This window comes from Mesorhizobium sp. M0045 (genome assembly GCF_040323385.1).
GTDB lineage: Bacteria > Pseudomonadota > Alphaproteobacteria > Rhizobiales > Rhizobiaceae > Mesorhizobium.
Genome location: NZ_JAMYUY010000019.1, coordinates 50363 through 66237, shown reverse-complemented (window position 1 = coordinate 66237; position 15875 = coordinate 50363). Strand labels below are relative to the sequence as shown.

The 15875-nt window shown below is 61.0% G+C and carries 18 protein-coding genes and 1 tRNA gene; 10 read left to right on the top strand and 9 right to left on the bottom strand.

What is annotated here, in order from left to right; genetic code table 11:
- Positions 1-11: 11 nt before the first annotated feature.
- From secDF to NKJ72_RS24625, 3 genes are read left to right on the top strand one after another with little or no spacing between them, the layout of a single operon-like run.
- On the top strand, positions 12-2564 hold the full coding sequence (gene secDF, locus NKJ72_RS24635) for a protein translocase subunit SecDF (RefSeq protein ID WP_254818330.1): 2553 nt from the start codon (positions 12-14) through the stop codon (positions 2562-2564).
- A 15-nt stretch (positions 2565-2579) separates the two neighbouring features.
- Positions 2580-2969 carry an Mth938-like domain-containing protein gene (locus tag NKJ72_RS24630; RefSeq protein WP_352479782.1) on the top strand — a complete coding sequence of 130 codons (390 nt, stop codon included), beginning with the start codon at positions 2580-2582 and terminating at the stop codon, positions 2967-2969.
- 25 nt (positions 2970-2994) lie between these two features.
- Positions 2995-3822 (top strand): phytoene/squalene synthase family protein, encoded by an 828-nt coding sequence (locus tag NKJ72_RS24625; RefSeq protein WP_502901892.1) that lies wholly within the window; start codon positions 2995-2997, stop codon positions 3820-3822.
- A 63-nt stretch (positions 3823-3885) separates the two neighbouring features.
- On the opposite strand, the gene NKJ72_RS24620 is transcribed toward NKJ72_RS24625, so the two are convergent.
- The 5 genes from NKJ72_RS24620 to NKJ72_RS24600 all read right to left on the bottom strand — a co-directional run bounded on the left by NKJ72_RS24620 (position 3886) and on the right by NKJ72_RS24600 (position 6671).
- Positions 3886-4086 carry a type II toxin-antitoxin system RelE/ParE family toxin gene (locus tag NKJ72_RS24620; RefSeq protein ID WP_352479780.1) on the bottom strand — a complete coding sequence of 67 codons (201 nt, stop codon included), beginning with the start codon at positions 4084-4086 and terminating at the stop codon, positions 3886-3888.
- A gap of 114 nt (positions 4087-4200) precedes the next feature.
- On the bottom strand, positions 4201-4491 hold the full coding sequence (locus NKJ72_RS24615; RefSeq protein WP_352479779.1) for a type II toxin-antitoxin system ParD family antitoxin: 291 nt from the start codon (positions 4489-4491) through the stop codon (positions 4201-4203).
- A gap of 69 nt (positions 4492-4560) precedes the next feature.
- Positions 4561-5970, bottom strand: coding sequence for a methylenetetrahydrofolate--tRNA-(uracil(54)-C(5))-methyltransferase (FADH(2)-oxidizing) TrmFO (gene trmFO, locus NKJ72_RS24610; RefSeq protein WP_352479778.1), 1410 nt, complete (start codon positions 5968-5970; stop codon positions 4561-4563).
- A 371-nt stretch (positions 5971-6341) separates the two neighbouring features.
- The gene (locus NKJ72_RS24605) at positions 6342-6482 is read right to left on the bottom strand and encodes a DUF1127 domain-containing protein (protein ID WP_254818334.1); all 141 of its coding nucleotides are present in this window, start codon (positions 6480-6482) and stop codon (positions 6342-6344) included.
- Positions 6483-6530: 48 nt separating this feature from the next.
- Positions 6531-6671: a DUF1127 domain-containing protein gene (locus NKJ72_RS24600; RefSeq protein ID WP_254818335.1), complete on the bottom strand. Its 141-nt coding sequence runs from the start codon at positions 6669-6671 to the stop codon at positions 6531-6533.
- A 223-nt stretch (positions 6672-6894) separates the two neighbouring features.
- Here NKJ72_RS24600 and NKJ72_RS24595 point away from each other — a divergent pair, with 223 nt between their 5' ends.
- Complete coding sequence (locus NKJ72_RS24595) at positions 6895-8013, top strand: DUF2157 domain-containing protein (RefSeq protein WP_352479777.1); 1119 nt, start codon at positions 6895-6897, stop codon at positions 8011-8013.
- Complete coding sequence (locus tag NKJ72_RS24590; protein WP_352479776.1) at positions 8010-8594, top strand: GDYXXLXY domain-containing protein; 585 nt, start codon at positions 8010-8012, stop codon at positions 8592-8594. The genes NKJ72_RS24595 and NKJ72_RS24590 overlap by 4 nt, the downstream gene beginning before the upstream one ends.
- Before the next feature lie 92 nt (positions 8595-8686).
- On the opposite strand, the gene NKJ72_RS24585 is transcribed toward NKJ72_RS24590, so the two are convergent.
- Positions 8687-8771, bottom strand: a tRNA-Leu gene (locus tag NKJ72_RS24585).
- Between the two features lie 343 nt (positions 8772-9114).
- Between NKJ72_RS24585 and tig the strand changes: the two genes are divergently transcribed.
- The 5 genes from tig (at position 9115) to NKJ72_RS24560 (ending at position 14051) form a co-directional block, all read left to right on the top strand.
- The gene (gene tig, locus NKJ72_RS24580) at positions 9115-10590 is read left to right on the top strand and encodes a trigger factor (RefSeq protein ID WP_352479812.1); all 1476 of its coding nucleotides are present in this window, start codon (positions 9115-9117) and stop codon (positions 10588-10590) included.
- Between the two features lie 161 nt (positions 10591-10751).
- A complete protein-coding gene (locus NKJ72_RS24575; RefSeq protein ID WP_352479775.1) occupies positions 10752-11276 on the top strand; it encodes a hypothetical protein in 525 nt (174 codons plus the stop codon).
- Positions 11277-11488: 212 nt separating this feature from the next.
- The gene (locus NKJ72_RS24570) at positions 11489-11842 is read left to right on the top strand and encodes a c-type cytochrome (protein ID WP_502895573.1); all 354 of its coding nucleotides are present in this window, start codon (positions 11489-11491) and stop codon (positions 11840-11842) included.
- Positions 11843-11989: 147 nt separating this feature from the next.
- On the top strand, positions 11990-12922 hold the full coding sequence (locus NKJ72_RS24565; protein WP_352479773.1) for a heme o synthase: 933 nt from the start codon (positions 11990-11992) through the stop codon (positions 12920-12922).
- Positions 12923-13238: 316 nt separating this feature from the next.
- Positions 13239-14051 carry a DUF2189 domain-containing protein gene (locus tag NKJ72_RS24560; protein WP_254818341.1) on the top strand — a complete coding sequence of 271 codons (813 nt, stop codon included), beginning with the start codon at positions 13239-13241 and terminating at the stop codon, positions 14049-14051.
- Positions 14052-14116: 65 nt separating this feature from the next.
- Here NKJ72_RS24560 and NKJ72_RS24555 read toward each other — a convergent pair whose 3' ends face one another.
- The 3 genes from NKJ72_RS24555 to NKJ72_RS24545 all read right to left on the bottom strand — a co-directional run bounded on the left by NKJ72_RS24555 (position 14117) and on the right by NKJ72_RS24545 (position 15872).
- Positions 14117-14590, bottom strand: a complete 474-nt coding sequence (locus NKJ72_RS24555) for an aminoacyl-tRNA deacylase (RefSeq protein ID WP_254818342.1) — start codon at positions 14588-14590, stop codon at positions 14117-14119.
- Positions 14591-14734: 144 nt separating this feature from the next.
- Positions 14735-15139 (bottom strand): cytochrome C oxidase subunit IV family protein, encoded by a 405-nt coding sequence (locus tag NKJ72_RS24550; RefSeq protein ID WP_352479772.1) that lies wholly within the window; start codon positions 15137-15139, stop codon positions 14735-14737.
- A gap of 10 nt (positions 15140-15149) precedes the next feature.
- Positions 15150-15872 (bottom strand): heme-copper oxidase subunit III family protein, encoded by a 723-nt coding sequence (locus NKJ72_RS24545; RefSeq protein WP_254818344.1) that lies wholly within the window; start codon positions 15870-15872, stop codon positions 15150-15152.
- Between the last annotated feature and the right edge of the window lie 3 nt (positions 15873-15875).

Here is a 15875-nt window from a genome sequence, read left to right as displayed (position 1 = left end):
GACGACGCCATATGCTTTATTTTTCGCGCTTCAAGATGATCCTGATCTGGCTGGCCGTGGCGGCCACAGTGGTCCTCGCTGCGCCCAACCTTTTTTCCGCCAGCACGCTGGCCAAGTTGCCCGACTGGGTGCCGAAGCGGCAGATGACGCTCGGCCTCGACTTGCAGGGCGGCTCGCACATCCTGCTCAGGATGGATCCGAACGATCTGATCAAGGATCGGCTGGAGACGACGCGCGACGAAATCAGGACGCTGCTGCGCGATGCCAAGATCGGCTATACCGGCCTTTCCGGAACGGGCCGCACGGTGCAGGTCCGCATCACCGATCCCGCACAGATCGACGCTGCCAAGACAGCCTTGAAACCATTGACCAATCCGGTGGCCGCAGGCCTGTTCAGCGGCGGCTCCATCCAGGAGATGACGCTGGATGATTCCGAGCCCGGCCTGCTCAAATTCTCCGTCACCGATGCGGGGATCAAATATCGCACCTCGACGGCGCTGACGCAGGCGATCCAGGTTGTCGAGCGTCGTGTCAACGAACTCGGCACCACCGAGCCGATCGTGCAGCGCCAAGGCGACGACCGTATCCTGGTGCAGGTGCCTGGTCTGCAGGATCCGCAACGGCTGAAGGAAATTCTTGGCCAGACTGCCAAGCTGACCTTCCAGATGGTCGACCAATCGATGCCGGTGCAGGACGCTCTGAACGGCCGTCCGCCGCCGGGATCCTCGGTGCTGTATTCGCAGGACGACCCGCCGGTTCCGTACCTGATCGAGAACCGCGTCATCGTTTCCGGCGAAAACCTCGTCGATGCCCAGGCGACCTTCAACTCCCAGACCAACGAGCCGGTTGTTTCGTTCCGGTTCGATTCGAAAGGGGCGCAGCGGTTCGGCCAGGCGACCGCACAAAATGTCGGCAAGCTGTTTGCCATCATCCTCGATAATCAGGTGATTTCGGCGCCGCAGATCCGTGAACCGATCCCGGGCGGCACCGGACAGATATCGGGGAATTTCACCGCCGAGAGCGCCAACGATCTCGCCGTGCTGCTGCGCGCCGGCGCCTTGCCAGCGACGCTGACGGTGATCGAAGAGCGGACGGTGGGGCCGGGACTTGGCCAGGACTCCATCCATGCCGGTAAGGTCGCCGGCATCATCGGGTCGATCCTGGTGGTGGCATTCATGTTCGTCGCCTACGGCTTCCTCGGCTTCCTCGCCAACATCGCGCTGGCGGTGCATGTGGCGATGATCGTCGGGCTGCTGTCGCTGCTTGGAGCGACACTGACCCTACCCGGTATCGCCGGTATCGTGCTGACCATCGGCATGGCGGTCGATTCGAACGTTCTCATCTATGAACGCATCCGCGAGGAGCGACGTGCCGGCCGCTCGGTCATTCAGGCAATCGATACCGGTTTCAGCAAGGCGCTGGCGACCATCGTCGATTCCAACGTGACCTCACTGATCGCGACCGTGGTGCTGTTCTGGCTCGGAACCGGGCCGGTGAAGGGCTTTGCCGTCACTTATGCCATCGGCATCCTGACCACGGTCTTCACCGCCTTCACCTTCACCCGCCTGCTCGTGTCGATCTGGCTTCGCCGCGCCCGTCCGAAGGAGTTGCCGCGGGCGCCTGTGACGTTCATTCCACCAGGCACGAAAATTCCGTTCATGGGTATTCGCCGCTGGACGTTCACACTGTCCAGCGTGCTTTCGGTGCTGTCGGTCATCGGCTTCATGACCATCGACATAAATTACGGCATCGATTTCAAGGGCGGCTCACTGATCGAGGTGCAGTCCAAGGCCGGCAATGCCGATCTGGCCGACATCCGCGGCAGGCTGACGGAACTTAATATCGGCGAGGTGCAGGTTCAGCAGTTCGGCGAACCGAACGACGTGCTGATCCGCGTCGGCACGCAGGCGGGCGGCGAGAACGCTGAGCAGACCGTCATCGACAAGGTGCGCGGCGAGCTGCAGGATCAGTATGATTTCCGCCGCGTCGAAGTGGTGGGGCCGACGGTCTCGGGCGAGCTTGCCAAGCAAGGCACCATCGCCATGCTTATCGCGCTGCTCGGCATCCTGATCTATGTCTGGTTCCGTTTCGAATGGCAGTTCGCGGTCGGCGCCATCGTTGCGACCGTGCACGACGTGGTCATGACGATCGGCTTCTTCGTTATCACCGGCCTGGAATTCAACCAGTCGTCGCTGGCGGCGATCCTCACCATCATCGGTTATTCGCTCAACGACACCATCGTCGTCTACGACCGTGTTCGCGAGGATCTGCGAAAATACAAGCGAATGCCGCTGCCGCAACTGCTGAACAACGCCATCAACGAGACGCTGTCGAGGACGACGCTGACCTCGGTGACGACGATCCTGGCGTTGCTGGCGCTGGTGCTGTTCGGCGGCGAGGTGATCCGCTCGTTCACCATGGCGATGCTGTTCGGCGTCGTGTTCGGCACTTATTCGTCGATCTTTATCGCCGCGCCACTGCTTATCCTGTTCAAGCTGCGGCCGCAGGCCACAGCGTCCGATGAGGAAAAGCCGGTGGGCGGCGGCAAAGCCATAGCTACCTGACGGCTTGCCTCAAAAGTGGCCAAGGGCATCGTCATCCGCGAGGCGCATTTCCCAGGCCGCGCACCGATCGAGGCTTACGGCAATGGCGGTTTCCGCTTTGCCGACATGTCGCATCGCGGCTCGCTGCTGTGCCTGCCATCTGGCATCTATGGCTGGGAGCCGGCCGATCCGTTCGCGCTGACGGCGGCGGATTTCGCCAAGCTGTTCAACGAGGCCGCCAAGGTTGAGATCCTGCTGGTCGGCAGCGGCAAGGATCTGAGGCCATTGCCTGCAGCGCTGCGGGCCGCGCTGAAAGAAGCGGGCATTTCCGCCGATCCGATGTCGACGGGGGCGGCGGTGCGGACCTATAATGTGCTGCTGGCGGAAGATCGCGCCGTGGCCGCAGCGCTCATCGCCGTCGACTGACGTGGCCGAAAACACCAAACTCGTCATGGAGACGGTGCGTGCCGCCGACCATGACCGCTATCTCAGCGTGCTCTACGCGCCCGACAACAAGCGCGACGCGCTGTTTTCGCTCTATGCCTTCAATGCCGAAGTCGCCGGCATACGCGATCGCATCCACGAGGCGCTGCCGGGCGAGGTGCGGCTGCAATGGTGGCGCGACGTCATCGCCGCCGAAGAGGATGGGGCTAAGGTCGGCCATCCCGTGGCGGACGCGCTGAGGGCGGCGATTTCCGCTCACCGCCTCCCCAAGGCCGCTTTCGACAATATGCTCGAAGCGCGCATCTTCGATATTTATGACGACCCGATGCCGTCGCGCACCGACCTCGAAGGCTATTGCGGCGAGACTGCCGCAGCACTCATCCAGCTTGCGGCGATGGTGCTCGATCCGGTCCAAGCACCACGCTTTGCCGAACTTGCCGGCAGGGCAGGTTGTGCGCAGGCGATGACCGGTCTCCTGCTTCTGCTGCCGCTGCATCGCAAGCGGGGACAGTGCTTTGTCCCGGCCGATATTTTGGCTGCGGCGGGATCGTCGCCGCAAGAGTTCGTTACAGGTGACGGCGGGCCGGGCGCGGAACGCGCGGTCGCCGCGATGATCGCGCTGGCACGCGAGCATCTTTCCGCTTTCGAGCAGGGGGCGTCCACCCTGCCGGTTTCACTGCGTCCGGCCTTTCTGCCGCTGGCTCTGACGCGCGCCTATCTCGACAAGATGGACGGCTCCCGCCATTCACCGCTTGATGGCGCGGTGCGGCTTTCGGCCTTGCGCCGGCATTGGCTCTTGTTCCGGCGCGCGACGCGGGGCTGGCCGGCTGTGTGAAGGCTGATTGCTAATGAGGAAATCCGGCCTGCGGCGAGCATCGGCCCGGCTGAGCAGTTTCCATCATGATGGATCACTCGATCCGCCATCGCGCATCAGCGTTTCATAATCGCGACCGCCATAGAAGATGTTGACGATGCGGACGACATCATCGTCGACAACATAGGCGATGATAGCCGAGTGCTCGAACGGCACCGTTCGCAATCCTGGCGCAATGTCGCCGCGCGGCCGGCCGCCACGCGGTGCATTGCCGATGTTTGACATCGATCTTCGACGCGCAGGACGAATTTCAATGCAACGTCAGGATTTCCACCAGCCTCAACAATATGCCGGAAAATATCGGCCAAATTATTTTTGGCGTCTTCGCGATATTCGACCTCAAGCCGCCGAATCATCGGCGCGGCTCGAATACTGCGCGACGAATTCCCTAAGACGGCCACGAACTTCTTCGCCTGAAACGTTTGGCCTTGCGTCCTCGATCGAGGCCTTCACGCGCGCCCGGATCGAGGCCATGCGCTCGGCATGTTCTTCCTCTTCGCGCTGGAAGGCGCGAAGAGCCGCGCGGACGACCTCGCTCGCCGATCCATAGGAGCCGTCCTCGACCTTTTCGCGGATCATACGCGCCATGGCGGGTGTTACGGTGACGGATAGTTTCTCAGCGGATTCCATGGGATTTGGCCTCGCGATACAAAGTAGGATATTATCCTACTTCTCCGCGAAATCCGCAAGAACCGAGATCTATTCCGCAGCTTGCGCTGTTGCAGGCAGCCCCAGCCATTCGCGGCAGTCGGCCAGCGCGCGCGATGTCACCGCGTGCCGCTTGGCGACCGTCTTGTCCTTGCCGCGCAGCCGCTTGCCTTCGATCTTCGGCGCGTCCACCGGCGGGAACAGGCCGAAATTGACGTTCATCGGCTGGAACGATCGCTTTCCCGGCTCGTCGTCCGAGACAATGTGGCCACCGGTGATGTGGTTGAGCAATGCGCCGAAGGCGGTGGTCAAGGGCGGCAGCGACGGCGCGTGGCCAAGCCTTTCGGCGGCGGCGAAACGCCCGGCAAGCAAGCCGATGGCGGCGCTCTCGACATAGCCCTCGCAGCCGGTGATCTGGCCGGCAAAACGCAAGCCGAGCCGCGACTTCAACTGCAGCGAAGCGTCGAGCAGCGTCGGCGAATTGATGTAGGTGTTGCGGTGCAGGCCACCGAGGCGGGCGAATTCGGCGTGTTCCAGCCCGGGAATGGTGCGGAATATGCGCACCTGCTCGGCGTGCTTCAGCTTGGTCTGGAAGCCGACCATGTTATAGAGCGTGCCCAGCGCATTGTCCTGGCGAAGCTGAACGACGGCATACGCCTTTACAGACGGATTATGCGCATCGGTCAGTCCCATCGGCTTCATCGGCCCGTAGCGCAATGTCTCGACGCCGCGCTCGGCCATCACCTCGATCGGCAGGCAGCCGTCGAAATAGGGCGTGCCTTCCCATTGCTTGAATTCGGTTTTCTGGCCGTCGACCAGCGCCTGCACGAAGGCAAGGTACTGCTCCTTATCCATCGGGCAGTTGATGTAATCCTTGCCGGTGCCGCCGGGGCCGACCTTGTCGTAGCGCGACTGGAACCAGCAGATGTCCATGTCGATTGTGTCGAAATGGACGATCGGCGCGATGGCGTCGAAGAAGGCGAGCGCGTCGGCGCCGGTTGCTTCCGCGATCGACTGGGCGAGCGAAGGCGCGGTCAGTGGACCGGTGGCAACGATCGCCTGGTCCCAATCCGCCGGCGGCAGGCCGGGCACTTCCTCACGTCGGATGGTGATGAGCGGGTGGGCTTCGAGCTTCTTGGTGACCGCTTCGGAAAATCCGTCGCGGTCAACGGCAAGCGCACCGCCGGCCGGCACCTGATGCGCGTCGCCGGCGCTCATGATCAGTGAACCGGCCAGCCGCATTTCGGCGTGCAGCAGGCCGACGGCATTGGTTTGCGCATCGTCGGAGCGGAAGGAATTCGAACAGACGAGCTCGGCCAGCCCGTCGGTCTTGTGCGCGTTGGTGCCGCGGACGGGACGCATTTCATGCAGGACAACGGGAACGCCGGCTTCGGCCGCCTGCCAGGCGGCTTCGGAGCCGGCAAGTCCGCCGCCGATAACGTGAATGGGGTTCTTGTCCATGAGCGCCGAAATAGTCGCTTGGCGCAAGGATTGCAATTGCCACGCGGGAGAATGGCTGACGGGGGAAGCCGCCCCAAAACAACAACACCCGCCGGGGGAGGAGGTCCGGCGGGTGTCGTTTTGTTGGTCGATCATCGGGAGGAGGTGAAGATCGACCGTATTCGTCATTGCCGGGGAGGAGGTCGGCTTTGACGAAATTCTTTCGCCATTTGAAGGGCGCGAAACCCTTTTAGAAACAACCTGGAAACAGCGCCCGCCGGGGGAGGAGGTCCGGCGGGCGCCGTTTTTGTGGTCAACCCTCGGGAGGAGGTGAAGGCTGACCGTATCCGTCAGGGTCGGGGAGGAGGTCGACCTTGGCGAAATTCTTGTGGTTAGATCGCTTTGCGAGCGATCATCTTGATCTCGTCGCGGACGATGCCGAGATCGTTGAGCTGGCGGTTCGACAGGCGACCCAGCTCGGTAACCGTCTCGCGGTAGACGCGCCAGTTACGATAGTTGCGGATCAGGTTCATTGTCGTTCTCTTTTCAAAACTGGTTCGGACCATTTGCGGCCCGAAGGATTAGACCGACTTGCGGGCGACGTAGTGAATGTCGCTGCGGCTGATGCCGAGATCGGTCAGTTCACGGGTGCTCAGGCGGCTCAGCTCGGACACGGTGTCCCTATAGCGGCGCCAGTTGCGATAGTTGCGGATCAGGTTCATGGTAGTCTCGTTTCGTCTTTCTTTCGGATCATTCCGTCTTTGTGTGCACCGTGAAAATAGGTGGGGTCATATCGATTTAAAAGCGCTATTGGTGCATGGCAGCAATGCAATTTGTGCAATGCAACATTAACGCGCGTCCGGTTTTCCGCCCAGATCGGAAAAATGCCGTTAGGTCAAACGCTTGGCCGGACAAGCTAAAAGGACCGAGCAAAGGGGGAGGGGCATGGCGAGCTATTCGTCACGGGTCAGGTCGGATATCGCACGATGGCAACAGGCCGGCCTGATCGACGCGCCGACAGCCGTTGCGCTGACGCGAGACGTCGAGGCAAACGAACGCAAATCGCTGAGTTTCGGCTCGATCCTGGCGATGATGGCGGCGCTGCTGTTCGGCGCCGCTACCCTGATCTTCATCGCCGCCAACTGGGAAGTCATCCCGCGGTTGGTGCGGGTCGCGGCACTTTTTGCCGTTATCCTTGCCGGCTATGTCGGCGGGGCGGTGCTGAAGATGCGCGACCATGCGGCGATCGGCGAGGCGCTGTGGATCGTCGCGGCAGCAGCGTTCGGCGGATCGATCGCGCTGATCGGCCAGATGTATCATTTGTCGGGCGACGAGGCCTCGGCCTTGATCACCTGGGGCGCCGGCACGGCGCTGGCGGCGGTGGCGCTGCGCTCAAACCCGCTGACCGTCGCTGCCGTCGGCATCGCCGATGCCTGGCTGTTCCTGAGAGGGTTCGACTACTTCCGGCGCACGGAATTTCCGCATCTCTTCGTGGTCATGGCGCTAATTCTGTTCGCCGTTTCGTTCTGGACGCGCAGCCAGGCGGCGCGCCACCTGATCATCCTGTCGGTCCTTTTCTACCTCGTGCTGTTGGCCATGGAATACGACACGCTGCAAGTCGCCATCCCGCTCGTTGCCGCGTCGGTGCTGCTTTTTACCGCTGCGATCTTTGCTGCCGGGCCGGTCGAGAGGGTTTTGCAACTCGGCGGCAGGTTACCCTTGCACGCGCTGATCGGCTTTCTCACCGGCCTGGCGATGATCCAATTCGAACTGGCGGATGAAAGCAGCTACAATAGCGGCTTCGCCATTGCCTCGGCTGTTGCGCTGGCCGGCATCGTCGCGGCGATCGTGCTCGGCGGCCGCGAGAGCCGGGGACTGCGCTGGGTTGCCTATGCCGGCTTCGCCTTCGAACTCGCCATCATCTATGTGGTGATGCTGCAATCAATGCTCGACACGGCAGGCTTCTTCCTTGCGGCGGCGGTGCTTCTCGCCGTTCTTGCTTTCATTATCATCCGCATAGAAAAGCGCATGAACGCCTCGAACATGACAGGAGCGGCGGCATGATGACCGGCAAAAGACTGATCATCTCGGCGCTGGTCGTGGCGCTCGTCCAGATTGGCTTTCTGAGCTGGATCATCGCCGGACGCGCGGCAATCCTGCGCGATGGCAAGCAGGTCCTGCTCAGAGTCGAGCCGATCGATCCGCGCGATCTCTTGCGCGGTGACTACATTCTGCTCGGCTACGATATTTCGCGCACACCGGTGAAACTGATCGGCAACATTCCGGCCGGCAAGCTTTCCAGCGAGGAAACGTCGATCGTGGTCAGGCTGAAGCAGGGCGCCGATGGCTATTGGGGGCCGACCGCGGCTTGGTTCGGGCAAGCGCCGGCGCCGGCAGCGTCCGGCGAAGCCGATATCGTCGGACACGTTTCCGAGGGCTGGGATATCAGCCAGGGAGCAACGACGATCGCGCCGGAGTACGGCATCGAGCGCTTCTATCTGCCGGAAGGCGAGGGGATAGCGATCCAGAACGACATGCGGGTGCGGCCGTTCGGCATCCGCGTGGCGATCGCGGCCAACGGCACGGCGCAGATCAAGGCGCTGGTGGACGGCGACAAGACACTGTTCGAGGAACCGCTTTATTAGATCGCGCTACTGCCTTGCCAATGACCCTCCTTCGCCAGGGCTTCGGAGGAGCTTCGAGTGGCCTGCCACCCGAAGCTCGAAGAGCGAAGGGATGGTGCGGATGAAGGGACTCGAACCCCCACGCCTTTCGGCACTGGAACCTAAATCCAGGGCGTCTACCAATTCCGCCACATCCGCATTGCCCGGCCAATCCCATGTAGCCATCATTCTGTCAATGTCAGAGCTCACATCGGTATCCTTGGCCGGAATGCAAAGATGGTTGAAAATCAGCGTCGCCTGTGACAAAAGGCGTGTCGAATGTGACGGGACGCGACGATCCGCTTCTGCAGAATGTGATAAGAAGTAGGAAAAACAAAGACTTATTCACATTTTGGAGCGTATTTCTGGAGGATTTGTGCCGCCTTGAGCGGACAGATCGCCAAGTCCCGCACCAAAAGCCATTCCCGGCAAGATCATACCGGCAGGCTGTAAGCGGCAGGGGCCGTTTGACGGCCTCATTGGTGGAAACAAAGGTTTTATGATGCAGGTCACCGAAACGCTCAACTCCGGTCTCAAGCGCGAGATCAAGATCACCGTGCCGGCTGGTGACATGGAAGCCAAGCTGATGGCGCGGCTCTCCGATGCCAGGAACAAGGTCCGCATCAACGGCTTCCGCCCCGGCAAGGTGCCGGTGCAGCATCTGCGCAAGGTCTACGGCAAATCGTTCATGGCCGAAGTGGTCAACGAGATCCTCAATGACTCGACCCGTTCGATCATCACTGGGCGCGGCGAAAAGGCTGCCATGCAGCCCGAAGTGATCATGACCGAGGACGAGAAGGAAGCCGAGAAGATCCTGGCAGGCGGTGCCGACTTCGAGTTCCGCCTGAACTATGAGGTCATTCCGCCGATCGAGATCAAGGATTTCTCCGACATCAAGGTGACGCGCCAGGTGTTCGACGTGCCGGATGAAGAGATCGACGAGCAGGTCAAGCGTGTCGCTGAATCTGCCCGCACTTACGAGCCGAAGACCGGCAAGGCCGCCGAGGGCGACCGCGTGACCATCGATTACGTCGGCAAGATCGACGGCGAAGCCTTCAACGGCGGCGCCGGCACCGATCAGCCGCTGGTGCTCGGCTCGAAAGAATTCATCCCCGGCTTCGAGGACCAGCTGGTCGGCAGCAAGGCCGGCGACGAGAAGCAGGTCACGGTTACCTTCCCGGAAAACTACCAGGCGGGGCATCTGGCCGGCAAGGAAGCCACTTTCGACGTGACCGTCAAGGAAGTGTCGAAGCCCGGCGAACTTGAGATCAACGACGAGATGGCCAAAAATCTTGGCCTGGAATCGCTGGAGCGCCTGCGCGAGGTGGTGCGCGGTCAGATCGAGAACCAGTTCGGCTCGATAACGCGCCAGAAAGTCAAGCGGCAGTTGCTCGACCAGCTCGACGCTGCCTACTCGTTCGAGGCGCCGTCCAAGCTCGTCGAGGCCGAGTTCAACAACATCTGGAACCAGGTCAATCGCGATCTCGAAGCTGCCGGGCGCACCTTTGCCGACGAAGAGACGACGGAAGAAGAAGCGCGTGCTGAATATATGCGGCTTGCCGAGCGCCGCGTGCGTCTCGGCCTGGTTCTCGCCGAAATCGGCGAGAAGGCCGGCGTCACGGTGACGGACGAGGAACTGCAGCGCGGCCTGTTCGAGCAGGTACGCCGCTACCCGGCCAACCAGCAGCAGGAAGCCTTCGAATTCTATCGCAACAATCCCGAAGCGCTGAACACGTTGCGCGCGCCGATGTTCGAAGAGAAGGTGGTCGACCATCTGCTCGGCCAGATTTCGGTCACCGATGTCAAGGTCAGCAAGGAAGAGCTGCTGGCCGACGACGAGGATACGGAGACAACCAAGGCCAAGCCGGCGAAGAAGGCGGCTGCGAAAAAAGCGGACGCAAAGAAGGCCGACGACGACGCCGAAGAGCCGAAGAAAAAGGCCGCGCCGAAGAAGAAGGCCGCCAAGGACGCTGAATAACGTTCCTGCTGAATTCCGAAAGGCCGCCTTCTCGAGGCGGCCTTTTTCGTTGTGGCGCAGACGAAACGGATTTCACGTATCTGGCGGTCGAGGTAGCGATACGAAGCTTTGATGATTATCTGCGCTGGGTTGCGAAATCGCAGCGGTTGTTGGAGGCATCGTTGAGACAGTTCTTCGGTATCGGAAGCGTGGCGGCGGCGGCGTTCCTGCTTGCGTCGGTCTTCGGCATTGCCCAGGCTGATACGGTTCTCGACAACTGGCGGTTCGACAAGAGCAGCGATGGCCTTGTCACCGCTTCGCTTTACGCGACCAACAAGCTCATCACCGGCGGCGGCGCGTTGAGCTACAGCCCGGTGTTGACGATCGCCTGCCGGACCGCCGGCGAACCGCGTTGGAGCGAATGGCTGCAGCTGAGCGACACCGTTTCCGCCAGCCGAACCATCGCCATGTCGGTGACTGTCGACCAATCCGCCAAGCTCAACGAAAGCTGGTCGGTCGGGCCGCACAGCAGGATGCTGGTCCGCGACGGTGCCGATGGCATCAGGCGACTGATTTCCGCGGACCGGTTGCTGCTGTCCTGGCGGTTTGGGCTGCTGTCGGGGCGCGGCAAAGCCGAGTTTGACCTCGCCGGAGTTGAAGAGGCGGTCGGCCGGATCGCCACCACCTGCAACACCAAATTGCCTTGAGCGGATTGTCCGCATTAATCCATTGCATGATCGAACTCTACCTGCCGGCCCGGTTCCGTGGTATGTAGGTGCCGCAACTCCAGGCAGTGGATATCCGTTCTGCCATTCAAGAGCGCATGCCAGCGGACTAAATGTCGGCCTGCGCAGGTCAGCCAGGGCAAATTGGCGATCAGGGAGGAAATGCCATGCGTGCCATTGTATTTTTTATCGTCATGTCCGTCGCGACCGTCGTTGCCGGCCCCTCGCGGGCACAGGATGCCGCGGCGGGTGAGAAGGTGTTTGCCAAATGCAAGGTCTGCCACGTCGCAGACAAGGACCAGAACAAGGTCGGTCCGTCGTTGAACGGCGTCATCGGCCGAACGGCCGGGACGCATCCGGGGTTCAGCTATTCCAAGGCGATGACCGAGGCCGGCAAGTCGGGCGTCAAATGGGACGAAGCCACACTGACGACTTACCTTCGCGATCCCAAGGCGATGGTCAAAGGAACGAAGATGGCGTTTGTCGGCCTCAAGAAAGACGAGGACATCGCCAATGTCATTGCCTACCTGAAGCAATTCTCCAAATAACGCGGCTCTTCCGCCGGATCTTGGTATCGCAAACAGGTCGAGGCATAGCCTCGGCCGCAATCTGCCGGCAGTGTCGGTGGGGAGGGCGGCTCGTTGCAAAAAAGACATTGGCCGGCTAGGCTGCCGTTCCCATCGGTGGTCGTCTGAATGTCGACTGAAGAAAGCCGTCTCAAGGATACCGGCATCCGCCTCTCGGAGGCGACGGCGGGTGATTTCATTGCGCTCTTGAAACCACGGGTCATGGCCCTTGCCGTGTTTACTGCCTTCGTCGGCCTGATGATGGCGCCCGGCGTGATGAATCCAGTTATCGCCGTAATCGCCATCGGCGCAATCGCGGTTGGAGCGGGAGCCGCCGGCGCGCTCAATATGTGGTACGACGCAGACATAGACGCCTTGATGTCTCGCACGTCCAAGCGACCAATTCCGTCCGGTCGCGTCACGCCTGGCGAAGCTCTCGGCTTCGGTCTGGTGCTTTCCGCACTGTCGGTCATGACGCTCGGCGTGCTGGTTGGGTGGCTCGCCGCATCGTTGTTGGCGTTCACCATCTTTTTCTATGTCGTTATCTACACAATGTGGCTGAAGCGCTCGACGCCACAGAATATCGTCATAGGCGGCGCGGCAGGCGCCCTTCCTCCGGTAATCGGGTGGGCGGCCGCAACAGGCGCAATCGGCATTGAAAGTCTCATTCTGTTTCTGATTATTTTCCTCTGGACGCCGCCTCATTTCTGGGCGCTGGCCCTTTTCAAGGTCGGCGACTATGCCGCGGCTGGCATCCCGATGATGCCGAATGTGGCCGGCCAGCACTCGACCAGAAAACAAATCTTCGCCTATTCGCTGCTTTTGGCGCCAATCGGCGTGCTCCCTTGGGGCTTCGGCTTCGCGAGCGGATATTACGGCACTGCTTCAGCCGCGTTGGGTGCAGGTTTCATTTGGCAGGCCTGGAAGGTTCTCGTCGCCGACAAGGAGATGAAGCCGGCAAAGGCGCTGTTTGCGTATTCGATTGTCTATCTTTTCGCAATATTTGCGGCGTTGCTTGCCGACACCATTGTAATGCGAGTGATCGCTTCAGCCGGCTATTGACCCCGGCTCAAAACATCACGTTGGCAGAGCACAAAATCCCAGCAACAGCAGAATAACGACGCCAAGGCCGAGTATGAGAACTGTCCTTCCGTCCATGACCTTCACCTTCGACTAGAAGAGCATATCGAAGAACCACGTCCGTAGCTAGTCGGGCTACCCGGGACCTCCTACTCCCGGGCCTTCCTACAAAGCGCGACAAGTCCCCCGCATGAGAGTATATTGATCATGGTGCAGGTCGCGGTTTGCGTGGGCCAAGCATGCAGAACGGCAGCACCGTAAAACGCGACCTTACCGGACCTGGTCTGGAGGAATGGTCATGGCAAGCTTTCACGTGATAGCAGGCGCCAGCGAGACGCTGGAACACACCAGAATTCGAAAAATCGGTGTCTCCGATCTTTTTGATGCGCTCAGGCGTGGCGTCGATGATTTCATGGTCAAGCCGTCGCACATCGTATTTCTCTGCCTGATCTATCCGATTGCCGGAGTCGTGCTTGCTGTCTGGACATCAGGCAACAACACGCTGCCGTTGCTGTTTCCGCTTGTGTCCGGCTTTGCGCTGATTGGTCCGTTCGCGGCGATCGGCCTGTATGAGATCAGCCGGCGGCGGGAAGCCGGGCTCGACGCCTCGTGGAGACACGCCTTTGAGGTCAGGAGTTCTCCAGCGCTGCCGGCTATTGCAGCGGTCGGCGTCATGCTGCTTGCGATCTTCATCGCCTGGCTTTTGACGGCCCAGATATTTTACCAGACCCTGTTCGGCCCGGCGCCGCCGCAATCGCTGTCCAGCTTCATCAGTGAAATATTCGCCACGGGACGCGGCTGGACGCTCATCATCCTGGGTCACGCCATCGGCTTCGTGTTCGCCGCGGTTGTGTTGTGCACCACGGTCGTCGCATTCCCGTTGTTGCTCGACCGCGATGTCGGCGCCTACGAAGCCATCCACACCTCGGTGCGCGTTGTGCTGGCCAACCCGATCGTGATGGCGGTGTGGGGCCTTATTGTCGCCGTCGCCCTGATCATCGGATCGCTGCCAGTGTTCGCCGGGTTGGCAGTCGTGCTGCCGATCCTTGGTCATGCCACCTGGCATGTTTACCGGAAAGTTGTGGAATCGCCGCCGGCCACCAGACCGTGAGCTGAAAAAATGCACTCTGTCCGCACCAGCGAAAGTGCCGGTGCGGGCAGGGTGAGGCAGAGCTTTCAATAGGCGGGGTGGCTGAAACGGGCCTGGCGCGCGTCCTTTGTCAGGTCGCGGAAATCTTTGCCGCTCACATGCACAAGCGTCTTGTGGTCGCCGCCCTCGAAATAGATTTCGGGAGCGTCGCCAAGGCTTTCATCGAGAACCACCGGCACATCATAGGCAGCGCCGATCGGCGGCACAGCGCCGACATCGCAATCGCCGAACAACGAGACCACCTCGTCTTCGGACGCCAGTCCAAGAGGCTTCTCCATGACATCCTGCAATGTCGCGAGTTCTATCCTGTGCGTGCTTGGAACCACGGCGAGCGCGTAGCCACGGTCGTGGTGAACGACCACCGATTTGGCCATTATGCTGCCGGGCACATGTGCCGCAATGGCGGATTGTCTGCTTGTCGCGGTGCGGTGATGCTCGACGGTATCGTAGGAAATTCCTTTCCTATCGATGAAGTCCTTCAATCTGTTTGCGATGGTCATCTTGGGCGCCCCTTGCTGGTGTTCGCGACGCATGTGGAAACGCCGGCATCGCCTGTCGTTTCCTATACCAACAGAAATGGACCAGCCGTGGATTGTTTCAAGGCTAAGCCTCAAGGACCGGACCGCCTGGAGCCGGATTGCATGTCAGGGCCCGGCCCCGAAAAACGCCATTCGGGTGAGCAGCGTGTAGTCCGCTTCGAAGACCATCATCGTCACGAACACCAGCACCAGCACCGGCGGCAGGATGATCGCATATGTCAGCGCCAGCCGTTCCCAGGCCATGTGCATGAAGATGGCGACGATCAGTCCGGCCTTGAGCATCATGAAGATCAGGATCAGCGACCATCTGAGATAGCCATGGAGACCGAAATAGTCGACCAGATAGGAGCAGGTGCTTAGGATGAACAGCCACGCCCACACCACCAGATAGAGCTTGATCGGGTGCTCCTGATGAACCTCCGCCGGGGTAACGCCGGTCGTCGTCGCATCATGCCTATGGGCGCTGTCCAGTGCGTGTTGTCCCAGGCCGTTTGCGGTTGCTTCAGCCATGTCCTGCCTCTCACCAAAGATAGAAAAATGCGAAAATGAACACCCAGACCAGGTCGACGAAATGCCAGTAGAGCCCCATGATTTCGACGTTCTCGTAGCGCCCCCTCCGGCTGGTGAAGAAGCCGGGCCGTCCGACGTCGAAATCCCCGCGCCAGACCTTTCGCGCCACGATGATCAGGAAGATCACCCCGATCGTCACATGCGTGCCGTGGAAGCCGGTAATCATGAAAAAGGATGCGCCGAACTGTGCAGCGCCCCAGGGATTGCCCCAAGGCCGCACGCCCTCGGTGATCAGCTTGGTCCATTCGAAGGCCTGCATGCCGACGAAGGTCGCGCCGAGTGCTGCGGTCAAGAGCATCAGGACTGCCGTCTTGCGGCGGTCGCGGCGATAGCCGAAATTGACCGCCATGGCCATCGTTCCGCTGCTCGAGATCAGCACGAAGGTCATGATGGCGATAAGGATCAGTGGAATGTCGGAGCCGCCGATGCGCAGGGCGAAAACCTCGCTCGGATTGGGCCACGGCACGCGTGTGGAGATACGCGCGGTCATGTAGGAGAGCAGGAAGCAGCCGAAGATGAACGTGTCGCTGAGCAGGAAGATCCACATCATGGCCTTGCCCCAGGACACGTTCTTGAACGCCCGCTGATCCGAGGACCAGTCGGCGGCGATGCCTTGCCAGCCCGCGGGCCGCGGCTCTGTTCGGCCGATGTGGGCCAGTGTCGTCTCTGCCATCCG

Excerpts from the sequence above, each read along its gene's own strand:
- secDF (WP_254818330.1), top strand. The coding sequence starts at position 12 with ATGCTTTATTTTTCGCGCTTCAAGATGATCCTGATCTGGCTGGCCGTG.
- NKJ72_RS24625 (WP_502901892.1), top strand. The coding sequence starts at position 2,995 with ATGGAGACGGTGCGTGCCGCCGACCATGACCGCTATCTCAGCGTGCTC.
- NKJ72_RS24620 (WP_352479780.1), bottom strand. The coding sequence starts at position 4,086 with ATGTCAAACATCGGCAATGCACCGCGTGGCGGCCGGCCGCGCGGCGAC.
- NKJ72_RS24615 (WP_352479779.1), bottom strand. The coding sequence starts at position 4,491 with ATGGAATCCGCTGAGAAACTATCCGTCACCGTAACACCCGCCATGGCG.
- trmFO (WP_352479778.1), bottom strand. The coding sequence starts at position 5,970 with ATGGACAAGAACCCCATTCACGTTATCGGCGGCGGACTTGCCGGCTCC.
- NKJ72_RS24605 (WP_254818334.1), bottom strand. The coding sequence starts at position 6,482 with ATGAACCTGATCCGCAACTATCGTAACTGGCGCGTCTACCGCGAGACG.
- NKJ72_RS24600 (WP_254818335.1), bottom strand. The coding sequence starts at position 6,671 with ATGAACCTGATCCGCAACTATCGCAACTGGCGCCGCTATAGGGACACC.
- NKJ72_RS24595 (WP_352479777.1), top strand. The coding sequence starts at position 6,895 with ATGGCGAGCTATTCGTCACGGGTCAGGTCGGATATCGCACGATGGCAA.
- NKJ72_RS24590 (WP_352479776.1), top strand. The coding sequence starts at position 8,010 with ATGATGACCGGCAAAAGACTGATCATCTCGGCGCTGGTCGTGGCGCTC.
- tig (WP_352479812.1), top strand. The coding sequence starts at position 9,115 with ATGCAGGTCACCGAAACGCTCAACTCCGGTCTCAAGCGCGAGATCAAG.
- NKJ72_RS24570 (WP_502895573.1), top strand. The coding sequence starts at position 11,489 with ATGTCCGTCGCGACCGTCGTTGCCGGCCCCTCGCGGGCACAGGATGCC.
- NKJ72_RS24565 (WP_352479773.1), top strand. The coding sequence starts at position 11,990 with ATGTCGACTGAAGAAAGCCGTCTCAAGGATACCGGCATCCGCCTCTCG.
- NKJ72_RS24560 (WP_254818341.1), top strand. The coding sequence starts at position 13,239 with ATGGCAAGCTTTCACGTGATAGCAGGCGCCAGCGAGACGCTGGAACAC.
- NKJ72_RS24555 (WP_254818342.1), bottom strand. The coding sequence starts at position 14,590 with ATGACCATCGCAAACAGATTGAAGGACTTCATCGATAGGAAAGGAATT.
- NKJ72_RS24550 (WP_352479772.1), bottom strand. The coding sequence starts at position 15,139 with ATGGCTGAAGCAACCGCAAACGGCCTGGGACAACACGCACTGGACAGC.
- NKJ72_RS24545 (WP_254818344.1), bottom strand. The coding sequence starts at position 15,872 with ATGGCAGAGACGACACTGGCCCACATCGGCCGAACAGAGCCGCGGCCC.